Annotated in this window: 17 protein-coding genes; 11 read left to right on the top strand and 6 right to left on the bottom strand. The window is 62.6% G+C overall.

Going from position 1 to position 20,579, the window contains the following annotated elements:
• The first annotated feature begins 1 nt into the window (after position 1).
• Positions 2–1,132, top strand: a complete 1,131-nt coding sequence (gene mutY, locus AC1RQ5_RS25440) for an A/G-specific adenine glycosylase (protein ID WP_493202680.1) — start codon at positions 2–4, stop codon at positions 1,130–1,132.
• Here the strand turns inward: mutY and AC1RQ5_RS25435 are convergent.
• Both AC1RQ5_RS25435 and AC1RQ5_RS25430 read right to left on the bottom strand, forming a co-directional pair.
• Positions 1,129–2,877, bottom strand: a complete 1,749-nt coding sequence (locus AC1RQ5_RS25435) for a sensor domain-containing diguanylate cyclase (RefSeq protein WP_398481134.1) — start codon at positions 2,875–2,877, stop codon at positions 1,129–1,131. The two genes, mutY and AC1RQ5_RS25435, sit on opposite strands and share 4 nt — an antisense overlap.
• 139 nt (positions 2,878–3,016) lie before the next feature.
• Positions 3,017–4,306 carry a flavin-dependent oxidoreductase gene (locus AC1RQ5_RS25430; protein ID WP_493202677.1) on the bottom strand — a complete coding sequence of 430 codons (1,290 nt, stop codon included), beginning with the start codon at positions 4,304–4,306 and terminating at the stop codon, positions 3,017–3,019.
• A gap of 200 nt (positions 4,307–4,506) precedes the next feature.
• On the opposite strand from AC1RQ5_RS25430, the gene AC1RQ5_RS25425 reads away from it, so the two are divergent.
• Entirely contained in the window at positions 4,507–5,043 is a 537-nt protein-coding gene (locus AC1RQ5_RS25425) for a PAS domain-containing protein (protein ID WP_398481138.1), read from the top strand.
• Positions 5,006–6,331, top strand: coding sequence for a methyl-accepting chemotaxis protein (locus tag AC1RQ5_RS25420; RefSeq protein WP_493202675.1), 1,326 nt, complete (start codon positions 5,006–5,008; stop codon positions 6,329–6,331). Before AC1RQ5_RS25425 ends, AC1RQ5_RS25420 begins: the two co-directional genes overlap by 38 nt.
• Positions 6,332–6,478: 147 nt before the next feature.
• Here AC1RQ5_RS25420 and AC1RQ5_RS25415 read toward each other — a convergent pair whose 3' ends face one another.
• A complete protein-coding gene (locus tag AC1RQ5_RS25415; protein ID WP_398481142.1) occupies positions 6,479–7,612 on the bottom strand; it encodes a site-specific DNA-methyltransferase in 1,134 nt (377 codons plus the stop codon).
• Positions 7,613–7,869: 257 nt separating this feature from the next.
• Between AC1RQ5_RS25415 and ypfJ the strand changes: the two genes are divergently transcribed.
• Positions 7,870–8,811, top strand: coding sequence for a KPN_02809 family neutral zinc metallopeptidase (gene ypfJ, locus AC1RQ5_RS25410; RefSeq protein ID WP_493202673.1), 942 nt, complete (start codon positions 7,870–7,872; stop codon positions 8,809–8,811).
• Between the two features lie 84 nt (positions 8,812–8,895).
• Positions 8,896–9,456 (top strand): molybdenum cofactor biosynthesis protein B, encoded by a 561-nt coding sequence (gene moaB / locus AC1RQ5_RS25405; RefSeq protein WP_493202671.1) that lies wholly within the window; start codon positions 8,896–8,898, stop codon positions 9,454–9,456.
• A 128-nt stretch (positions 9,457–9,584) separates the two neighbouring features.
• Here moaB and AC1RQ5_RS25400 read toward each other — a convergent pair whose 3' ends face one another.
• Positions 9,585–10,499 carry a bifunctional helix-turn-helix transcriptional regulator/GNAT family N-acetyltransferase gene (locus tag AC1RQ5_RS25400; protein ID WP_493202669.1) on the bottom strand — a complete coding sequence of 305 codons (915 nt, stop codon included), beginning with the start codon at positions 10,497–10,499 and terminating at the stop codon, positions 9,585–9,587.
• A gap of 178 nt (positions 10,500–10,677) precedes the next feature.
• Positions 10,678–11,247 carry a glycosyltransferase gene (locus tag AC1RQ5_RS25395; RefSeq protein ID WP_493202667.1) on the bottom strand — a complete coding sequence of 190 codons (570 nt, stop codon included), beginning with the start codon at positions 11,245–11,247 and terminating at the stop codon, positions 10,678–10,680.
• A gap of 160 nt (positions 11,248–11,407) precedes the next feature.
• On the opposite strand from AC1RQ5_RS25395, the gene AC1RQ5_RS25390 reads away from it, so the two are divergent.
• The 4 genes from AC1RQ5_RS25390 (at position 11,408) to AC1RQ5_RS25375 (ending at position 15,558) form a co-directional block, all read left to right on the top strand.
• Positions 11,408–12,562: a PA0069 family radical SAM protein gene (locus AC1RQ5_RS25390; RefSeq protein WP_398481152.1), complete on the top strand. Its 1,155-nt coding sequence runs from the start codon at positions 11,408–11,410 to the stop codon at positions 12,560–12,562.
• 130 nt (positions 12,563–12,692) lie between these two features.
• On the top strand, positions 12,693–13,151 hold the full coding sequence (locus tag AC1RQ5_RS25385; RefSeq protein WP_493202665.1) for a VOC family protein: 459 nt from the start codon (positions 12,693–12,695) through the stop codon (positions 13,149–13,151).
• A 71-nt stretch (positions 13,152–13,222) separates the two neighbouring features.
• Complete coding sequence (gene rnhB / locus AC1RQ5_RS25380; protein WP_493202663.1) at positions 13,223–13,978, top strand: ribonuclease HII; 756 nt, start codon at positions 13,223–13,225, stop codon at positions 13,976–13,978.
• Positions 13,979–14,055: 77 nt separating this feature from the next.
• Positions 14,056–15,558, top strand: a complete 1,503-nt coding sequence (locus tag AC1RQ5_RS25375; protein WP_493202662.1) for a glycosyltransferase family 39 protein — start codon at positions 14,056–14,058, stop codon at positions 15,556–15,558.
• 120 nt (positions 15,559–15,678) lie between these two features.
• On the opposite strand, the gene AC1RQ5_RS25370 is transcribed toward AC1RQ5_RS25375, so the two are convergent.
• Entirely contained in the window at positions 15,679–16,503 is an 825-nt protein-coding gene (locus AC1RQ5_RS25370) for a uracil-DNA glycosylase (protein ID WP_493202660.1), read from the bottom strand.
• A gap of 154 nt (positions 16,504–16,657) precedes the next feature.
• Between AC1RQ5_RS25370 and AC1RQ5_RS25365 the strand changes: the two genes are divergently transcribed.
• Together AC1RQ5_RS25365 and AC1RQ5_RS25360 are read left to right on the top strand one after the other, a co-directional pair.
• Complete coding sequence (locus AC1RQ5_RS25365; RefSeq protein ID WP_398481162.1) at positions 16,658–18,316, top strand: electron transfer flavoprotein-ubiquinone oxidoreductase; 1,659 nt, start codon at positions 16,658–16,660, stop codon at positions 18,314–18,316.
• Positions 18,317–18,749: 433 nt separating this feature from the next.
• Positions 18,750–20,579 (top strand): tetratricopeptide repeat protein, encoded by a 1,830-nt coding sequence (locus AC1RQ5_RS25360; protein WP_493202658.1) that lies wholly within the window; start codon positions 18,750–18,752, stop codon positions 20,577–20,579.

Genomic DNA, 20,579 nt, shown 5'->3' with positions numbered 1-20,579 from the left:
CATGAGTCTATCAGCCTCTGCCAGCAGACGAAAGAAATCCGCGATCCCGGACGTCGGGCCGTTGGATAGCGGGGAAGCCGCCGCCACGCAGCGTCCCGCGCAAATCCTTGCCTGGTATGACCGCCATCGCCGCCGGCTGCCGTGGCGGGCGCTCCCCGGGGAAAGCGTCGATCCCTATCGGGTCTGGCTGTCCGAGATCATGCTGCAGCAGACCACCGTGCAGGCGGTGGGGCCCTATTTCATGAAATTCCTGGATCGGTGGCCGACCGTCGGCGATCTCGGCCGGGCATCGCAGGATGACGTGCTGCGGATGTGGGCCGGGCTCGGCTATTACTCCCGTGCGCGCAACCTGCACGCCTGCGCGGTCGCCGTGTTGCGTGACCATGGCGGTGTATTTCCCGACACCGAGGAAGGCCTCCGGGCGCTGCCTGGCATCGGGCCCTATACGGCGTCCGCCATCGCGGCGATCGCTTTCGAGCGCCAATGCATGCCGGTGGATGGCAATATCGAGCGCGTCACGTCGCGGCTCTATGCTGTCGAGGAGGCGCTGCCGAAATCGAAGCCGACGATCGTGGCGCTGGCCGCGACACTGCTTGGGCCCTCACGCGCCGGCGACAGTGCGCAGGCGTTGATGGATCTCGGCGCCACTATTTGCACGCCGAAAAAGCCGGCTTGTTCGCTCTGCCCGGTCAATGACAATTGCGCGGCGAGGGAGCGAGGCGATCAAGAGACGTTTCCGCGCAAGGCGCCGAAGAAGAGCGGGTTGCTCCGCCGCGGCGCGGCTTTCGTCGTCACGCGTCAAGGTGAATTGCTTGTGCGTACCCGCGCCGAGAAGGGCTTGCTCGGTGGCATGACGGAAGTGCCGACGTCGGACTGGCTCGCCGGCCACGACGATGCAGATGCGCTGGCTCAGGCGCCGGTGCTGAAAAGCGCGACACCGTGGCACCGCAAGGTCGGTGTCGTGTCGCACGTCTTCACGCATTTTCCGCTCGAGCTCGTGGTCTATACCGCAAGTGTGCCAGCGCGCGCGAAGGCGCCGGAAGGAATGCGCTGGGTGCCGATTGCGACGCTCGACGGTGAAGCGTTCCCCAATCTCATGCGCAAGGTCGTTGCGCAAGGACTGGATGATTAGGCGGCGCGAATGCCGCGTTCTTCGGTTGCCGGCATGACGAAGCAGCGATTGCGGCCGGTGTTCTTGGCGACATAGAGGCCCTGGTCGGCGCGTTCGATCATGTCCTGCACGTCGCGGTCGCTATCGGCGATCAGAGACACACCCACAGAAACCGTGGCCGAAAGACGTATCTCACCTTCGCCGATGATGGCGAGTTCGACGGCGCGGCGGATGCGGTCACCGAGCGCCTGCGCAGTACGCTCATCCGCCTCACGCAGCAGGACGACGAATTCCTCGCCACCGAAGCGCGCGGCGCGGTCGGTGCTCTTGATGTTGCTCTGGACGATCTCGGCGATCTTCTTGATGGCGATATCACCGACATGGTGGCCGTAGGTGTCGTTGATGACCTTGAAATGATCGATATCGATCATCAGCGTCGCGATGCTGCGCTTGTATCGCACGGCGAATTCCATCGCGTCATTCGCCGCGACGATGAAGGAGCGGCGGTTCATCAGCTCGGTGAGATAATCGGTATCGGCGAGCCGCCGCAGCTTGCTGAGGTCGTCCTTGAATTGCAGCGCGTTCTCGGTGGCGCGCAGTTCGGCCTCCTTGGTGCGCTCTTCGGCAAAGCCGATGCGACGAAGCAGGGAGCGCAACGCCTGTGTCAGTTGCACCACTTCAAGCGAGCCGCGCTGACGCGGCAGCATGGATGGGCCAGAGGAGCGGCCGATACGGTCTGCCTCCAATGTTATCGCGTGGATCGGATTCGAAATCCGTTGCGCGATCAGGAAGGCGAGGGCCATGCCGAACAGGCCAACGGCTGCGCCGATAAACAGGATGTTCTTCGCCGAGTGAACGGCTGCAGCGAGGGCCACATCGGCCGGCTGGCTCGCCGTGACGATCCAGTTCAGGCCCTGATATTCGCGATGTCCGTTACCGACGAAATACGCGGTCAGGCTGTTCTGCTCGCCCACTTTCTCAGCGAAAGTGCCGGCGCGTGTTTGCAGGATCGTGGCCAGCTTATCGCCGGCAAAGCGTGTTGTGTTCATGCCGTTGCCGACCAGGACCGTGCCGGTCTTCGAGACGACCGTCAATGTCGTATCGGATTCCTGATCGGTCGCTTCCGAACGTGCGATGACGGTTTGGGCCCATTGCCAATCGAGATGCGCGCCGAGCACACCGATCAGAACGCCGTCCGCGTTGCGAATGGGGAGTGCAATATCGACGAAGCGATGCGGTTCACCGTCGGCACGCTTGGCCAGAAGCGATGCCAGTAATGCGGCCTCGTGGACGTCACCAACCATGGGATCGTTCAGCCCGGTGCGAAACCATGGACGTTGCGCGACGGATGCTCCTTCGAGCATGCCTTTGGTCGCAGCGACGACCTTGCCATCCGGCTGGGCAAAGCCGATCCAGGCGAAATCGCTGAACGAACTCTGTAGTTGCTCAAGCGTCTTGCGCAAGGTGGAATGATCGCCCTGCCATAGGCCTTGCAACAATTCGAGCTTCGAGAACAGGTGTACCTCTTGCTGACGGACTGCCATGTAGCGATCGAGCCGCTCGGCTGTGATGGAGGCGACAGCTGCGAGGCGCGTATTCACGAGTTCGGCCGTGTTGCGATAGCTGACAAGAGCAGCACCCGTGGCCAATGCGCCGACCAGCGCCACGATCATGACTGCAAATGCAATCGTAATATGCGCGCGGACCGTGAAGTGATCCTCGATGGCGCGGATGCGCTCGGCAACTTTACTGAGTAGGTGACGCATAACCAAGCCTTGGACTAACGAATAGCCGAGTCCTGACAGATGCGAATTGCCAATCCCTAACGGTACAAACCTGCCATGGGATCATGTTGAATCCCTGATGAATCGAGACGGTTGAATACGCCTTAACGCGCGAGTTCCATCATCCTGCGCTGGATAGTTGTGAGACCGGCGGCGCCGGCACGATGGGCGGCTTCGCGTTGAGCCCCTCGACCTGAAATCCGGCGACGCGCTTGTAATTGGCCGCGATATCCTCCAGTTCCTGTTGAGAAAGCACCTCGGTCACGACGCCATAGCCATTGGGCGCGCGTTCCTCGACGATCTGCATCACCTGTTCCGGACCATTCTTGCGGTTGAGCATCACGAGGTCGGTGGTGGCCGGCCGGCGCTCGGCTTCGTAGGCCTCGAGCGCAGCAGGGACTTCGCCATTTGCGAGAGTTTCGCGCGTCAGCACGCGGGCGTCGAGGATGGCCTGCGAGGCACCATTCGATCCGATCGGATACATCGGATGTGCGGCATCACCCATCAGCGTGACGCGGCCGAAGGTCCAGCGATCGACGGGATCGCGATCGACCAGCGGATATTCATAGGCATGCGGGCAATTGCGGATCAGGCCGGGCACGTCGAGCCAGTCGAATGTCCAGTTCTCGAACCAGGGCAGAAACTCGTCGAGCTTGGCCGTGCGGTTGTAGTCCTCACGGCGCCACTGATAAGTCGGCGGCATATGCCGCTCTGCGATCCAGTTGACGTCGTAATCGCCGTTGGCATCCGGCGTGTTCGAGATCGGGTAGCAGACAAATTTCAGGATCTCGTGGCCGGCCATGATCATGGTGCGGCCGGTGAGGAAGGGTCTGCTCTTGGTGACGCCGCGCCAGAGAATGCGACCGTTCCAGATCGGTGCGCCCTCTTGTGGGTAGAGTTTTTGCCGTATCGCGGAATGGATGCCATCGGCGGCGATCAGCAGCGTGCCCTCATGGCTGCCGGCAGGCTCGCCGGTGGCGCGATCGATGAAATCGGCGCGGATGCCGTCATCGGTTTCGGTCCAGCCGGTGATGTGATGGCTGGTCAGAACATTGTCGGCGCCAAGGCGTTCGATCGCGGTATCGAGCAGGATCTGCTGCAGCGTGCCGCGATGAATCGAAAATTGCGGCCATTTATAGCCAGCCTCCATGCCGCGCGGTTCGCTCCAGATCGGTTTGCCGGTCTTGGAGAAGTAAGCGAGTTCGCGGGTGCGTACGCCGGCGGCATCAAGCTTGTCGTGCAGACCGAGCTCCATGAGCTCGCGCACCGCATGGGGCAGCACATTGATGCCGACACCGAGAGGCTTCAAGGCGGACACGCTTTCGAACACGCGGCAGGGAATGCCGATCTGATGCAGGCTGAGTGCCAATGTCAGGCCGCCGATGCCACCGCCAGCGATGAGAACGGTCATGATGTTGCCTCCCCCTTGATTTGCGTGAGGTCATCGCATGGGACCGCCGGCGGGGGCAACCGGATTGCCGCGTAGCGAACGGGCGCCCGATCGGGCTGACGCGTGGCTGGCATGGTGGATGAAGCCTTAACGCAAAATTCAGGCGCACTCCCCTAATACCGTTAGCATTGTCATTTAGGTGAAGTGGTTCAGGGCCAAAGATGTCCCATCAGATCAAACCGACCGGCCGCGAGACGTTTTTTCCGGCGTCCGAGTTGATTGTATCGAAGACGGATCTCAAAGGTCGCATGACCTATGTGAACCGTTTGTTCTGCAAGATGGCCTGCTATAGCGAGGCCGATCTGATCGGCCAGCCACACAGCATGATCCGCCATCCGGATATGCCGCGCAGCGTCTTCAAGCTGCTGTGGGACACCGTCGAGGCGAAACGCGAAATCTTCGCTTTCGTGAAGAATATGGCGGCCACGGGTGACCACTACTGGGTGTTTGCGCATGTGACGCCGTCCTACGATCTGCAGGGCAAGCTCATCGGCTATCATTCCAATCGCCGCGTGCCGTCGCCCGATCTGATCAGGACCACGATCGCGCCGCTCTATGCCGAGGTGCTCGCCATCGAGAAACGGCATGTCAACGGCAAGGAATCGCTTGCCGCAGGCTTCAAGGCCCTCACTGATTTCGTTGCATCCCAGAAAGTCAGCTATGACGAACTTATGTTTTCTTTCCCGCGCGCAGCTTAGCACGCTCGTCGTCATCGCCGGCCTGGTGCTCGGGCTGGTGTTGCAATTCGCTGGCTTCTCGACCGTCGCCATGGTCACGCAAGGCATTGCGCTCGCGGCGGCTGTGCTGGCTCTGGTACTGATGGGCAAGACCGCGAAACTGATTGAGAAAGGGCGCATCGCTTGCGAGCGCATCGCGCAGGGCGATTTCGAAGCGCGCATCCTGGATATTCCCGTGCGCGGCGTCACCGGCGAGCTGCTGCACAGCATCAACGACATGATCGACGGCTGCGATGCCTTTGTTCGTGAGTCGACGGCTGCGATGGCTGCCCTCAACGACAACAAATATTATCGCCGGATCCTGCCGGGCGGGCTGCATGGCGGCCTCCTGCAGGGCGCCAGGGCAATGAACGCAGCCACCGACAAGATCGCCGATCGCATCGTGCAGTTCGAGAAGCAGACCGCAGAGCTGGAAGCTGCGGTGGGCGGCATCGTTTCCGCACTCGATAGCGGCGCGGCCGAGATGAACGGCACTGCCGGCAATCTGCGCACCGGCGCATCCTCGTCATTGTCGCGCGTCACGTCGGTGGCTGCGGCATCCGAGCAGGCCGCGGCGAATATGCAGTCGGTGGCCTCGGCGACGGCGCGGTTGTCGTCGAGCGCCAGCGAAGTCGGTGCCGACGTCAATCGTTCGGCCGCCATTGCCGGCCGCGCCGTGGAGCGCGTGGCGGATGCCGCAGGCAATGTGGACGTGCTGCGCCATGTGGCAGCGCGCATCAGCGAGGTGGTCACCTCGATCAATGCCATCGCCAGCCAGACCAATCTGCTGGCGCTGAATGCGACCATCGAGGCCGCGCGCGCCGGCGATGCTGGCCGCGGCTTTGCTGTCGTGGCGCATGAAGTGAAGGCGCTGGCGACGCAGACGGCGAATTTCACGGCCGAGATCGAAAAGGAAATCGGCCAGGTGCAGTCGGCCACCGACAAGGTGAGTGCGTCGATCAACGAGATCGGCACCGTGATCGCCGAGGTCAACGAGATCACAAGCAAGGTCGCCGGAGCCTCGGAGGCGCAGTCATCGGCGACGGCAGATATCGCGCGCAATATCGATGAAGCCTTTGCGGTGGTCCGCGAGATCTCGGCCAACATCCAGTCGCTGGCCGAGACCGCCAAGAGCACCGAACAACTCGCCACCTCGACCATGGAGGCCTCGGACGACCTGTCGTCGCAATCGGGACTGCTGACGCGAAAGATTCGCGGCTATCTCGGCCAGGCGCGCGAAAGCCTTGTGCATCAGGCGGCAGTGGCCTGATCGTCGTGAGGATCGACTGAAAACGCCGGCACCCTGTGCGCCGGCTTTTTTGTTGGAGCGATGCCGTAGGGCTGAGCGTCCATCAAAACAAAAAGAGCCGGACCAAATCAGGCCCGGCTCTTGCGATGATATCGCGATATGCAGCGCTTAGCTTGCGCCCATCTCGCTGCGGATCTCGGCGCGGAGTTCGTCGATCAGACGCAGGCCCTTCTTGGTCTCCACATGCCAGAACGTCCAGCCATTGCAGGCGGCGGCACCCTGGGCCATGGCGCCCATGCGGTGGATCGAGCCGACCTTGTCGCCGAACATGATGGCACCATCCGCACGAACCAGAGCGCCGTGGCGCTTCTTGGCATCGACGAGCTTGGTGCCGGGCGAGATCAACCCGCGTTCGACCAGTTCGGCGAAGGCAACACGCGGCGCACTGCGGGCCGTCATGAACGGGGCGAGTGTCGCTTCCGGCAGCGGTTCGATCGCAGCGATCCGCGCTTCGGCGGCCTTGGCATAGACGCGGTCGCGTTCGAAGCCGATATAGGAGCGGCCGAGCCGCTTGGCGACAGCGCCGGTGGTGCCGGTGCCGTTGAACGGATCGATCACGAGATCGCCGGGCTTGGACGATGACAGCAGCACGCGGGCGAGCAGGCCTTCCGGCTTCTGGGTCGGATGCACTTTCTTGCCGTCGCCGCCTTTCAGGCGTTCGTCGCCGGTGCAGAGCGGGATCAGCCAGTCGGAGCGTGCCTGCACGTCGTCATTGGCGGCTTTCAGCGCTTCGTAATTGAAGGTGTAACCCTTCGCTTTCTCGTCGCGTGCGGCCCAGATCATGGTCTCATGCGCATTGGTGAAGCGCCGGCCACGAAAATTCGGCATCGGATTCGACTTGCGCCAGACGATATCGTTGAGGACCCAGAAGCCGAGGTCCTGCATGATCGCGCCGACGCGGAAAATATTGTGATAGGAGCCGATCACCCACAGAGTGGCGGACGGCTTCATGGCGCGCCGGGCAGCAAGCAGCCAGGCACGCGTAAAGTCGTCATAGGCCGCGAATGACGAGAACTTGTCCCAGTCATCGGTGACGGCATCCACATGGGAATCGTCAGGGCGTTTCAGATCGCCCTTCAGTTGCAGGTTGTAGGGCGGATCTGCAAACACCAGATCCACCGAACCAGCCGGCAGTTTTGACATCTCGGCGACGCAATCGCCAACGACGATACGATGCTCGAGGGCAGACTCTAGTTGTGTGCGGGACGTCCTCAGGGACGCCCCGCTACGCGAACCAACCATGACTCAATTACTCTGACTCAGGCGACGCTGTCGGCGACGCGGGACTAAACAACCGACTGACCGGTAATGTGAACGGGCAAAGTAAAAATCGACTTAACTGGTAATGGAATCGCGCTAGGCAAGTTTTGCCGGGCAGGCTAATGCTTATGCTTAACGTGATGGAAAGATTGCGCTGTTTGCGCGTTATGCTGCGGTCTCTTTCAATTGTGTCCCGCAATTGGTTCAAACGCTGCGAATTGAAATGAAGGAATTACCCGATGCGTTACGATGACTTCCGTCGCAGCGACAATATCGACGACCGTCGCGACGATGATGGCGGTGGTTATGGCGGCGGCGGTGGTGGCGGTTTTGGCATTCCCGGCGGTGGGGGCGGTCTCGGTATCGGCACGGTGCTCGTGCTCGGCCTTGTCGGCTGGGCGCTCGGCATCGATCCGCGCTTGCTCATATCAGGCGCAGAGATTTTCACCGGCGGCGGGCAGGCGCCGACCTATCAGACCGATCGCCGCTCATCGCCACCGAAGTCGGGCGCACCGACGGATGAAGTGGGCAGCATGATTTCCGGCATTCTCGGCGAGATCGATGATCGCTGGACCGAGATTTTCCGCGAGAGCGGCCAGAAATATGTCGGCCCGCAGATCGTGCTGTTTCGCAACGCCACCAATGGCGGGCGTTGCGGACGCGCGCAGTCAGCAATGGGGCCTTTCTATTGCCCGCCGGACAGGAAGATCTATCTCGACACCAGCTTCTTCCGTCAGGTCGAAACCAAATTCCGCGGTTGCTCGGGCAATGCGTGCAAGTTCACCACGGCCTATATCATTGCGCATGAAGCCGGCCATCACGTACAGAACCTGCTTGGTATCATTCCGAAAGTGACGCAGGCGCAGGAGCGCGCCGGCAGCAAGGCGGAAGCAAATAACCTGCAGGTGCGTGTCGAGCTGCAGGCGGATTGCCTGTCCGGCGTCTGGGTCAATCGCGAAGAGAAGAAGCGTCCCGGCTTCCTTGAAGCCGGCGACATCGACGCCGCGCTGCAGACCGCAGCCGCCATTGGCGATGATACGCTGCAGCGTCAGGCGCAGGGCCGCGTGGTGCCGGACTCCTTCACTCACGGCTCGGCCGCACAGCGCAAGCGCTGGTTCATGGTCGGGTATCAGCAGGGGACGATCCAGGCCTGCAATACGTTCGGGACGAATCAGCTCTAATTCAGCCTGATCCGATCCAGGTCCATGCATGAGGCGCTGATCCGGCGCTTCTTGCATGGAGGATCCGAAACCGGAGTTGCTTTCATGTCTCTTGATGACGCCAAGGCTTTCGTCCCGCTCAACATCGCTGTGCTGACGATTTCGGACACGCGTTCGCTCGATGACGACAAATCCGGCACGACGCTGGCGGACCGGCTGACATCTGCGGGGCATGTGCTGGCCAAGCGCGAGATCGTCACCGACGATGTCGAGGCGATCCGCGCCGTGGTGAAATCATGGATCGCCGATCCCGGCGTCGATGCGATCATCACGACGGGTGGCACCGGCTTCACCGGCCGCGATATGACGCCGGAGGCGATCGAGCCTTTGTTCGAGAAACGGATGGATGGTTTCTCCATCGCCTTCCACATGCTGAGCCACGCGAAGATCGGCGCCTCGACGATTCAGAGCCGCGCTACGGCGGGCACCGCGGGTGCGACTTTCATCTTCTGCCTGCCGGGATCGCCGGGCGCCTGCCGAGACGGCTGGGATGGCATCCTGAATGCGCAGCTCGATTATCGCACGCGGCCGTGCAATTTCGTCGAGATCATGCCGCGGCTGGACGAGCATTTGCGCCGGCCGAAGGCGAAGGGCGCGTCAGCGTAAGACAAGGCGCCGTTTGTCATCCCGCGAACGCGGGAGATCCAGTAGACACCGGCGGTCGTATTGATCATCTAAATGAGTGTTGACTGGATCGCCCGGTCAAGCCGGGCGCCGACAAGTGATATTGGTGGCTAGAGCGCCAACTCCCACGTCTCGCCCACCAGATTCTGCCCGAAACTGCGATGCGGCTCGCTCGCGACCAGCTTGAATCCCGACTGCTCATAAATTTTTCGCGCGGCAAACAAATTGCTCTGCGTCCATAACGTGATTTTTCGATAGCCGCACTGCCGCGCAAACCCGACCGCTTCTGCGGTCAGTCGACGCCCGAGGTTTTGTCCGCGTGCGACGGGATCGATGATCAAGAGCCGGATTTTCGCGACATCGTCCGATGCCTTGACCAGGAAGATAGAGCCGACCGGCGCACCGTCCATCTCCGCGATCCAGCAACGCTCGCGCGATGGATCAAGGGCCGCGAGATACTTCGCGACGATATCGGCCACCAGCCCCTCGAAGGAGGCGTCGTAACCGTATTCGGCTGCATAGAGCGCGCCGTGGCTTTGCACCACCCAGCCCATGTCGCCGGGGCGCGGGCTGCGCAGCGTTGCCTGCGATGCTTCGTTCCCGCCGAGCAGTGTCTCGATGGTTGTCATCGCCTGCACCACGCGTGGCGCGTGGTTGCCGAGTGCATCGAGCATCACGGCCGCCTGATCATGCGAGCCGCGATTGAGCCGTCCGAAGGCGAGGCGGCCCTTGGCAGTCAGGCTGAGCCTGTATTGCCGCCGATCGACCGGCGACGGCTTTCGCACGACGAGGCCCTTGTCGTCGAACGCCTTCAGGATGCGGCTGAGATAGCCGGCGTCGAGCTTGAGCCCGGTGCCGATCTCCTTGGCCGATTGGCCGTCCTTGTTGGCGAGCTCGTAAAGCACGCGGGCTTCGGTGAGCGAATAGGGGCTTTCCAGCAATTGCTGATCCAGCACGCCAAGATGCCGCGTGTAGAAGCGGTTGAAGGCGCGGACGGCGGCGACGGGATCGGGGGGCTGGGACATGGTTGCCAGTGTCAATCAATTGGTTGACTTTGGCAAGTATGTTCGCGGTGCCTTCTTATTTGTCATCCCCGCGCAAGTGGGGGGATCCGGTAAACTCAGATGTCAACGATCAGTCGGGAAGCCAGTGTTTACTGGGGTTGTCCCGGTCAAGCCGGGCAATGACAGTGGAGTTTGTGGCCTATACCACCATCATGATCCGGCTGCGCAACATCGTGCGTGATGCCCGCCCGAGCTGGCGCAGCAGCTTCGCCTCGGCCCGGCTGGCATCGGCATGGCCGCCGAGGCGCTCATAATGGTCGCGCGCAATGAGCAGGCCCTGATCCGCCTTGGGGCCCGAGACCTTGCGGATGAAATGCTTTACCTCATCACGAAAGCCGGTCTCGTCGTAAGGCGAGCGGGCATAACGGAAGATGCCGGCGCGCGGGCGATCGCTGGCGCTGATACGCTGGATGAATTGCTGGGTCTCCTCGATCCAGCCGCTGTCCAGCACCGCACCGGCATGAAGAAACATCAGCCAGGGCGAGCGTGCAGCCTTGGCACCGGCGGCCATCGCCGCGGCGCGTGAGCCCGTTGAGGTGAGGTAGCCGCAGCCGGCCACATCGGCGACGCGCTCGATCACATCGGTGCTGGCGCGATCGACCAGCAGCACCTCGCGGATCACGCCGGCAGCGGCGCCCGGCACCAGCGCCGCCAGAGTGGCGACCGCGGGCTGTTCGACACCGTCGGTTGGGATGATCACGCTCAGCATGGATGTGGATATTACCTCAAAGCCAGTGCGGCAGCGTTATCATTTCGTCATAGTGAAAGCAGCCACTGATGCTAGTCATGGCTAAGACGGCGCATGTGGGCAAACGATTTTCCTGCGGGTTTGTTCTTGATATGTTCTGAAGAGGTGCTAGCCTAGCTGCATGAATCAGAACGCCGCAGCCCAGATGCCGACTGCTCCCGTGTCCGAAATCGCGGGACTGCCATCGCCGTTTCCGGCGATCGAGATTGCGATCGACCGCCAGCGGCGGCGCGGTCGCGGCGCCCAGACCAATGACAGCGGCCGTTTTGAGAAGGAGGCTCGCGTCGCCTTCGACGATGGGTGGCAAAGCCTCGACGATCTGCCGCCGTTCAAAACGACGGTGGCGGTGGATACGGCGCGCAAGGTGATCACGCGCAACGAATCGCCGGATATCGGCTTCGACCGTTCGATCAATCCCTATCGTGGCTGCGAACATGGCTGCGTCTACTGCTTCGCGCGGCCGACCCATGCCTATCTCGGCCTGTCGCCGGGGCTGGATTTCGAATCCAAACTGTTCGTGAAACCCGATGCGCCGGCATTGCTCGAGAAGGAGCTGGCGGCGGCAGAATATGAACCGAAGATGATCGCGATCGGCACCAATACCGATCCGTATCAGCCGATCGAGCGCGAACGGCAGATCATGCGCGGCATTCTCGAAGTGCTGGAAAAGACGGGACATCCCGTCGGCATTGTCACCAAATCGGCATTGGTGGTGCGCGACATCGACATTCTTGCACGGATGGCCAAGCGTAATCTCGCGAAGGTGGCGCTGTCGGTGACATCGCTGGATCCGAAGCTGGCGCGTACCATGGAGCCGCGCGCCTCGACGCCGCCGAAACGGCTGGAGGCGCTGCGGCAGCTCTCGGAAGCTGGCATCCCGACCACCGTGATGGTGGCGCCGGTGATCCCGGCGCTGAATGACAGCGAGATCGAACGCATCCTCGATGCCGCCGCCCATGCCGGCGTGAAGGAAGCGAGCTATGTGCTGCTGCGCCTGCCGCTGGAAGTGCGCGATCTCTTCCGGGAGTGGCTGATGGCCAATTATCCGGATCGCTACCGCCATGTCTTCACGCTGATCCGTGAGATGCGCGATGGCCGCGATTACGACTCGCAATGGGGCACACGCATGAAGGGCACCGGTCCGATGGCCTGGATGATCGGCCGCCGCTTCGAGGTCGCCTGCGCCAAGCTCGGCCTCAACAAGAAGCGCGTGAAGCTGACGCTCGATCATTTCGCGAAGCCAGCCGGCGCCGGCCAGCAACTGAATTTGTTCTAGGTGCTTGGAAGTTTACTCCTGAAGGTCTCGCAATCTTGGGAGCAACTCGGGGGAGGGGCGCAGACCGGAAACCAGAGCCGGCCTGCGACCCCTTCTCCGCTTTTTGCGTCGAGTGTGACGGAGGACCGAGATGACGAACAATGATCGTCCCAAACTGGTGCCGCGCCTGACCGTGGTCACGCTTGGCGTCTACGACATTCGCCGTAGCATCGCCTTCTACCAGGCGCTCGGCTTCGCCCGAAAGGCCAAGGAGACCGGGGAGGCCATCGCCTTTTTCGACACCGGCGCCAGCCTGCTGGCGCTGTTTCCATGGGATCAACTGGCCGACGATGCCAAAATGCCCGACCAGCCGCGCCCGCAGGCGTTTCGCGGCACGACCATGGGCTGGAACTGCCGCTCGCCCGAGGAAGTTGATGAGGTGCTTGCATTTGCCGTCTCCTGCGGCGCAACGCTGATCAAGCCGGCGCACAAGACGGATTACGGTGGTTATTCCGGCTATTTCGCCGATCCCGACGGGCATGCCTGGGACGTGGTTGTGGCACCAGGCATCGAGGTCGGCGACGACCGGCGGGTACATCTGTCCGATTAGACGGCTTGGATAGCGGGCAAGGTTTCTGGTTCCCGGTTGCGCCAGTGGAGCCAGATGCGCACGATCCCTTCATGATTCGGGATATCAAGACCAAGCCGGCCAAAAAGGCGTCGCCAAAGGCGGCAGCCGCCAAGCCGCGCAAGCCAATCGTCGTTGGGCCACCCAGCTTCAAGCGCGAGCGCGCGCTGCTGAAGCAGGGCATCTGGCCCGTCGCTGGCTGCGATGAAGCCGGCCGCGGGCCATTGGCCGGGCCGGTGGTGGCCGCTGCGGTGATTCTTGACCCCAAGCGCATTCCCAAGGGCCTCGACGATTCCAAGAAACTGACTGAAGCCAAACGCGAGGAGCTGTTCGAGGAAATCTGCGCGACGTCGTCCTTTGCCGTCGCTTATGCCTCGCCGGCCCGGATCGACCGCGACAATATTCTGCGCGCATCGCTCTGGGCGCTGGCGCGCGCCGTCGCCTCACTGCCGGAAGCGCCGAAGCATGTCTTTGTCGACGGGCGCGACAAGATTGACACCACGGCGGCCTGCGAAGCCGTAATCGGCGGTGATGCGCTGGTGCTATCCATCGCTGCTGCCTCGATCATCGCAAAGGTCTCGCGCGACCGGTTGATGTGCCGGCTGGCAGAAGAGTGCCCAGGCTACGGTTTCGAGGTTCATAAGGGCTATGGCGTCCCGCAGCACCTCAAAGCGCTGAACGAGCTCGGCCCCAGTCTTCACCATCGCAGCCTGTTCGCCCCGGTGGTCGCCGCCCGCCTGCGCCGCGAAACGATCGTCGTCGAGACCGAAATCGTCACGGTGCAAGCGACCCTCGACCTCTCCGCCTGATCGGCCGTGGTTGCCTGAACGGGCCGCCCGCCGTATCACCTGTGGCTACTGTCATTCGCGGGCCGGTCCGGACGTTCATGCGCTTCACTTCCCTGATCGTCGAACTGATCCGCGCCCGGCCGCGGCTGGTGTTCTGGATCGTGGTGCTGTGCCAGGCGCTGCTCTGGCTGGTGGTGCCGCTGCTGCTCTATCGCGGCCCGCCCGGCGATCTCGCCACCGTGCTCGCCTATGGCCGGGAATATCAGGTCGGCACCGAATTCGGCCCGCCGCTGGCCTATTGGCTCGCCGATATCGCCTTCCGCGCGGCCGGCAATCACATCTTTGGCGTCTATCTGCTGGCGCAGATCTGCGCCGTCCTCATGTTCCGCGCGGTCTACCAGCTCGGCCGCCATATCGTCGGCGGGCCGCAGGCCGTGATCGCGGTGCTGCTGACCATGACGGTCACGGCCTTCAGCACGCCGGGCATCGAATTCGGTCCGCTGGTGCTGGCCCGTCCGCTCTGGGCGATGTTTCTCCTGCACGCCTGGCTGGCCATCGGGCAGGGGCGCCGTAGTGCTTGGTTTGCTTTGTCCATCGAAGCCGGCCTGCTGTTGCTGACTACGCCACAGGCCATGTGGCTGTTGCCGCTGCCATTGCTGTTCGGCCTTGCCACCACGCGCGGCCGGCGCAATCTCACCTCGCTCGATCCGTTTTTCGCGGTGGTCGTCATCGCCGTGCTGGCGCTGCCTTATGCGGCATGGGTGATCCGCTCCGGCGTCAGCGTTTTGCCGCCCGTGCCGGTGCTCACCGATCTCGTCGGCAAGGCCGAGCAATGGGGCGTGCGACTGGCCTGGCTCGTGGCGGCTACCGCCGGCGTCTTGGTGCTGACGGCCATGAACTGGCGCCGCCTCGTCCCACCCGGTGAGGATGCTCCGACAATCTTCCGGCCGCCGGTCGATGCGACAGCGCGGGGCTATGTCTATTTCTTCGCGCTCGCGCCGGCGCTGCTCGGCAGCCTGTTCGCTGCTCTCTATGATCGAAGCAATATCGTCGGCGGCACGGGCATTGCTCTGGTCATGTCCGGCCTCGCGGTGGTTGTCGCTTCCGGCAATCTGATTGCGCTGCGGCGCCAGCGCGTGCTGCGCAAGGTGTGGGCTGTAGCTATCGTCGCGCCAGCGCTTGCGGTGCTCGCCAATATCGTGGTGTTTCCATGGGTCGATGGCCCGGAAGATCGCACGGCATTGCCGGCGCGCGAGATCGGTCGATTCTTTGGCGAGAACTTTGAGCGCCGCACGGGGCAGAAGCTGGTCGCCGTGGCCGGCGATCAGCAACTCGCAGCGCTCATCGGCATGAGCGCGTCGCGGCCACATGTGCTGAACGACGCGCAGCCCGAACGCACGCCTTGGACCACTCAAGCGAAGTTCATGGAAACCGGCGGCGTCGTGATCTGGCGCGCGACGGACACGGTCGGCACGCCGCCTGCGGATCTGGCTGCGCGCTTTCCGGGCCTGGTGGCGGAAGTGCCGAGGGCATTTGATCGGCTGATCAATGGCAGTCGGCCAGTGCTGCGGGTAGGCTGGGCAATCGTGCGGCCGAAGTAGCTCCGTCCCTCATGGTCAGGATGCGCGCAGCGCCGTCTCGAACCATGAGATCGCCGGGCTCTGAGATTGCGGCCATCCTTCGAGACGCCGCTCTGCGGCTCCTCAGGTGAGGGCGGAGTGTTATTTCGCCGTCTCCAGTGCCTTCGCCACCGACCGCAGATCCATCCAGGTCAGCCGCTTGTAAGACGGCGAACGCAGCAGATAGGCCGGGTGGAAAGTCGCGATCGCTTTGATCTTGCGCGTGCCTGTATCGTAATCCACCCAGCGCCCGCGCGATTTCATGATGCCGTCGCGGGTCTGCAGCAGCGTCTGGGTCGAGGGATTGCCCAGCGTCACCAGGATATCCGGATTCACCAGTTCGATCTGGCGCTGGATGAAGGGCAGGCAGATCTGCGTCTCCTGCGGCGTCGGGGTGCGGTTGCCCGGCGGGCGCCATGGAATCACATTGGCGATGTAGACCGCGGTGCGATCCAGCCCGATCGCCTTCAGCATCAAATCGAGCAATTTGCCGGAACGACCGACGAAGGGCAGGCCCTCGATATCCTCGTCGCGGCCGGGGGCTTCGCCGACAAACATGATGCGCGCCTGCGGATTGCCATCCGAAAACACCAGTCGGGTTGCGGTGCCTTTCAGCGCACAACCGTCAAAAGCTTCCAGCATCCCGCGCAAGGCCTCCAGCGTCGGGGCGGTGCGCGCCGCCTCGCGGGCGGCGGCCACGGCGACGTCGGGCGCCACTTCGGTCTTGATCGGCGGCGCCGGTCGCGGTGCCGTCGTTGGCATGCCAGTCAATGGCGGACGCTTGGGCGCTGCCTGGACAGGGGCATGCAGCCCGATATCGTCGTCCAGCAGCCGGTTGACCGGCTCATCCATGAGGGCGCAATCGACCCCGGCCTCCAGATAGAAGGCGAGCAGCTGCGCGACGGTGGGGGCGGGCTCTGGCATCATGGCGATGCCCACGGGTATGCCAGCATCTGGGCCGGACCGCCACCCGCGGCAACGGCCCCTGTGCATTTCGGTGGTTGTTCTTCCGTCAAAAATCGGAAACAACAGCCCTTAGAAGCGTTCTGAACGGGTTGGAAACGGGTCTGAGATCAAGATTATGAGCACTGAAGAACTTCCGCCGCGCGAGAGTATGGAATTCGACGTCGTGATCGTCGGCGCGGGGCCGTCCGGCCTGTCGGCTGCGATCCGGCTGAAGCAGCTCAATGCGGATCTGACCATCGTCGTGGTCGAGAAGGGTTCCGAGGTCGGTGCCCACATCCTGTCGGGCGCGGTGATCGATCCCGTCAATCTCGACAAGCTGATCCCGGATTGGCGCGAAGATCCCGATTGCCCGCTCAAGACCCAGGTCAAGGACGACCAGTTCATCCTGACCAGCGAGACCGGCGGCATTCGTCTGCCGAACTTCATCAACCCGCCATTGATGAACAATCATCACTGCTACATCACCTCGCTCGGCATGGTGTGTCGCTGGCTCGGCGCCAAGGCCGAAGCGCTCGGCGTTGAGATCTATCCGGGCTTCGCCGCTGCCGAGACTCTGTACGACGACAATGGCGCCGTGCGCGGTATCGCCACCGGCGACATGGGCATCGGGCGCGATGGCAAGCCGAAGGATTCATTCACCCGCGGCATGGAACTGCTCGGCAAATACACGCTGTTCGCCGAAGGCGCGCGTGGTTCGCTGACCAAGGAAATCATCGCCAAGTTCCAGCTCGACAAGGATTGCGAGCCCGGCAAGTTCGGCATCGGTCTCAAGGAAATCTGGCAGATCGATCCGGCCAAGCACAAGAAGGGCCTGGTGCAGCACACGCTGGGCTGGCCGCTCGACGACCAGACCGGTGGTGGCTCGTTCCTGTATCACTATGACGACAACCTCGTGGCTGTCGGCTTCGTGGTGCATCTGAACTATCAGAACCCGTATCTCTATCCGTTCGAAGAATTCCAGCGGATGAAAACCCATCCGATGATCCGCGATACTTTCGTCGGCGCCAAGCGCCTGGCCTATGGCTCGCGCGCGATCACCGAGGGCGGTTATCAGTCCGTGCCGAAGCTGGTGTTCCCCGGCGGTGCGCTGATTGGCTGCGCCGCGGGCTTCGTCAACGTGCCGCGCATCAAGGGCGTGCATAATGCGATGGGCACCGGCATGCAGGCCGCCGAGCATGTGGTTGCCGCCCTGGCCGCTGGCCGCGCCAATGACGAACTCACCGACTACGAAAACGGCTGGCGCAGTTCGTCGGTCGGCCAGGACCTCTACAAGGTCCGCAACGTCAAGCCCTTCCTCTCGAAGTTCGGTAACCGCATCGGCATGCTGTTCGCCGGCTTCGACATGTGGTGCAACACGCTCGGCTTCTCGCTGTTCGGCACCCAGTCGCATGCCAAGCCGGATCGCAAGACGCTGAAGCCGGCGAAAGATTACAAGCCGATCCCGTATCCGAAACCCGACGGCAAGATCACCTTTGATCGTCTGTCCTCTGTGTTCATGTCGAACACCAATCACGAGGAAGACCAGCCGATCCATCTGAAGGTCGCCGACATGGCGCTGCAGAAGTCGTCGGAACATGACGTCTTCGCGGGCCCGTCGAATCGCTATTGTCCGGCCGGTGTTTATGAGTGGGTCGAGGAAGGCGCCGAACCGCGCTTCCAGATCAATGCGCAGAACTGCGTTCACTGCAAAACCTGCGACATCAAGGACCCGAACGGAAACATCACCTGGACCTTGCCCGAAGGCGGCGGTGGTCCGAATTACGAGGCGATGTAGTTTCCCTCGCCCCGCTTGCGGGGAGAGGGTGGCCGCGCGAAGCGCGGTCGGGTGAGGGGACTCTCCGCGGGCTCGGAGTGCTTGGAGGACCCCCTGACCCGCCACTGCTTCGCTGCGCTCAGCCGCGGCGACCTCCCCCGCAAGCGGGGCGAAGTTAGAAGCATCACCCCGGCGTGACCCGTCCCGTCACGATCCCGCCACACTGAAAGCGTTTGCAGGCATATTGGCGCAATCCGGTCGCCCGAACCTGACAGGCTCCCTTGGTGCATCTGCGCCCCCGATCCTTGCGAATGCCGGCCAAAAGCGGCATTGTCGCGCTGCGCACTGTTGCTGGGTCGGCAGCGCATTCGGGCCTGTCTCGCCATTCTGATCGCGTTTGTGCTCGAACTTCCGCCCGCAACTGCCCAATAATCTTCGGAGCTAGGCGAACTTGATGTTGTCCTCCCGTTTCAACCGCTTGACGCTCGCTGCCGCCACGCTCGCCGTTCTGGCGCTGCCGGCGCAGACCTTCGCCCAGACCCCGGATCATGCCGGCGATAGCGCCGCGCAGTTCCCGACTGCGAAGGACCTGCGGCAGATGACGACCGCCGGCAGCTATCTGGCCGCGCGTCACGCCAGCGTGGAACGCGATGCCACCTCGGCTGCGGCGTTTTACCGCTCCGCGCTGCGCACCGACCCGAAGAACAACGAACTGCTCGATCGCGCCTTCATCTCCTCGCTCGCCGATGGCGATATCGACGAGGCGGTGAAGCTCGCCGAGCGCATCCTGATCATCGACAAGTCGAATCGCGTGGCCCGCCTCGTGGTCGGCGTGCGCGATCTCAAGGCGAAGAAATACGCGGCTGCGCAGACCAACATCAATCAGTCGGTGCGCGGCCCGATTACCGATCTCGTCGCCACACTGCTTGGCGCATGGGCAAGCTACGGCGCCGGTGACACCAAGCAGGCCATTGCCAATATCGACAAGCTGGCCGGCCCGGAATGGTATCCAATCTTCAAGGACCTGCATGCCGGCCTGATCTTCGATCTTGCGGGCAAGCAGAAAGACGCCGGCGCGCGCTATGAGCGCGCCTTCAAGCTCGATGATTCCGCGTTGCGCGTGGTCGATGCCTATGGCCGCTGGACGTCGCGCAACAAGGACGATGCGGCGGCACTTACCGTCTACGAGACATTCAACAAGAAGCTCGCCCGCCATCCGCTGGTGCTGGAAGGCATCCGCGAGACCAAAGCTGGCAAGAAGCTGCCGGCGCTGGTGGACAACCCGCAGGCCGGCGCCGCCGAAGCCCTCTATGGCATCGGCGCTTCGCTGACCCGCCGCGGCGGCGAAGACCTCGCACTCGTTTATCTGCAGCTCGCGCTGTACCTCAAGCCGGATCACTCGCTGGCGCTGTTGTCACTCGCGGATCTTTATGAGTCCGTGAAGAAGCCAGCCATGGCCATCAAGGTTTATGAGCGCATGCCGGCCAACTCGGCCCTGAAGCGTAATGCGATGATCCAGCAGGCGACCAATCTCGACGCTGCTGATCGCAGCGACGAGGGCATCAAGATCCTGAAGGACGTGACCGCAAGCGATCCGAAGGATCTCGAAGCGATCATGGCGCTCGGCAATATCGAGCGCGCCCGCAAGAAGTTCGCCGATTGCGCCGACACCTATACCAAGGGCATCGACGTCGTCGCCGCCAACCAGGACAAGCCGAACTGGGTCTATCATTATTTCCGCGGCATCTGCCTCGAGCGCTCCAAGCAGTGGGCGAAGGCGGAAGTCGACATGAAGAAGGCGCTGGAACTGCAGCCGGAGCAGCCGCATGTGCTGAACTATCTCGGCTATTCCTGGATCGACCAGGGCATCAATCTCGACGACGCCATGAAGATGATCAAGCGCGCGGTCGAGCAGCGCCCGGATGACGGCTACATCGTCGACTCCCTCGGCTGGGCCTATTATCGCATCGGCAATTACGAGGACGCCACCAAGCATCTCGAACGTGCCATTGATCTGAAGCCGGAAGATCCGACCATCAACGACCATCTCGGCGATGCCTATTGGCGCGTCGGTCGCAAGCTGGAAGCACGCTTCCAGTGGCAGCACGCCAAGGATCTGAAGCCGGAAGCTGAAGAGCTGCCGAAGATCGAAGCGAAGATGCAGAAATGCGTGCCGCTGGATAGCGGCGACAAGCCGGAAGGCTGCGCATTGAACGAGACCACCCCGGCTGCGGCTTCGGCTGACAAGCCCGAGGTGAAGAAAGACAGTGATAAAGGCGGCTAG

The organism is Tardiphaga sp. GW821-FHT12E02, from assembly GCF_058807155.1.
This window is presented reverse-complemented; position numbering and strand designations above follow the sequence as displayed.

Excerpts from the sequence above, each read along its gene's own strand:
- rnhB (WP_493202663.1), top strand. The coding sequence starts at position 13,223 with ATGATTCGGGATATCAAGACCAAGCCGGCCAAAAAGGCGTCGCCAAAG.
- AC1RQ5_RS25375 (WP_493202662.1), top strand. The coding sequence starts at position 14,056 with ATGCGCTTCACTTCCCTGATCGTCGAACTGATCCGCGCCCGGCCGCGG.
- ypfJ (WP_493202673.1), top strand. The coding sequence starts at position 7,870 with ATGCGTTACGATGACTTCCGTCGCAGCGACAATATCGACGACCGTCGC.
- AC1RQ5_RS25435 (WP_398481134.1), bottom strand. The coding sequence starts at position 2,877 with ATGCGTCACCTACTCAGTAAAGTTGCCGAGCGCATCCGCGCCATCGAG.
- moaB (WP_493202671.1), top strand. The coding sequence starts at position 8,896 with ATGTCTCTTGATGACGCCAAGGCTTTCGTCCCGCTCAACATCGCTGTG.
- AC1RQ5_RS25365 (WP_398481162.1), top strand. The coding sequence starts at position 16,658 with ATGAGCACTGAAGAACTTCCGCCGCGCGAGAGTATGGAATTCGACGTC.
- AC1RQ5_RS25420 (WP_493202675.1), top strand. The coding sequence starts at position 5,006 with ATGACGAACTTATGTTTTCTTTCCCGCGCGCAGCTTAGCACGCTCGTC.
- AC1RQ5_RS25425 (WP_398481138.1), top strand. The coding sequence starts at position 4,507 with ATGTCCCATCAGATCAAACCGACCGGCCGCGAGACGTTTTTTCCGGCG.
- AC1RQ5_RS25400 (WP_493202669.1), bottom strand. The coding sequence starts at position 10,499 with ATGTCCCAGCCCCCCGATCCCGTCGCCGCCGTCCGCGCCTTCAACCGC.
- AC1RQ5_RS25370 (WP_493202660.1), bottom strand. The coding sequence starts at position 16,503 with ATGATGCCAGAGCCCGCCCCCACCGTCGCGCAGCTGCTCGCCTTCTAT.
- AC1RQ5_RS25390 (WP_398481152.1), top strand. The coding sequence starts at position 11,408 with ATGAATCAGAACGCCGCAGCCCAGATGCCGACTGCTCCCGTGTCCGAA.
- AC1RQ5_RS25430 (WP_493202677.1), bottom strand. The coding sequence starts at position 4,306 with ATGACCGTTCTCATCGCTGGCGGTGGCATCGGCGGCCTGACATTGGCA.
- AC1RQ5_RS25360 (WP_493202658.1), top strand. The coding sequence starts at position 18,750 with ATGTTGTCCTCCCGTTTCAACCGCTTGACGCTCGCTGCCGCCACGCTC.
- AC1RQ5_RS25415 (WP_398481142.1), bottom strand. The coding sequence starts at position 7,612 with ATGGTTGGTTCGCGTAGCGGGGCGTCCCTGAGGACGTCCCGCACACAA.
- mutY (WP_493202680.1), top strand. The coding sequence starts at position 2 with ATGAGTCTATCAGCCTCTGCCAGCAGACGAAAGAAATCCGCGATCCCG.
- AC1RQ5_RS25395 (WP_493202667.1), bottom strand. The coding sequence starts at position 11,247 with ATGCTGAGCGTGATCATCCCAACCGACGGTGTCGAACAGCCCGCGGTC.
- AC1RQ5_RS25385 (WP_493202665.1), top strand. The coding sequence starts at position 12,693 with ATGACGAACAATGATCGTCCCAAACTGGTGCCGCGCCTGACCGTGGTC.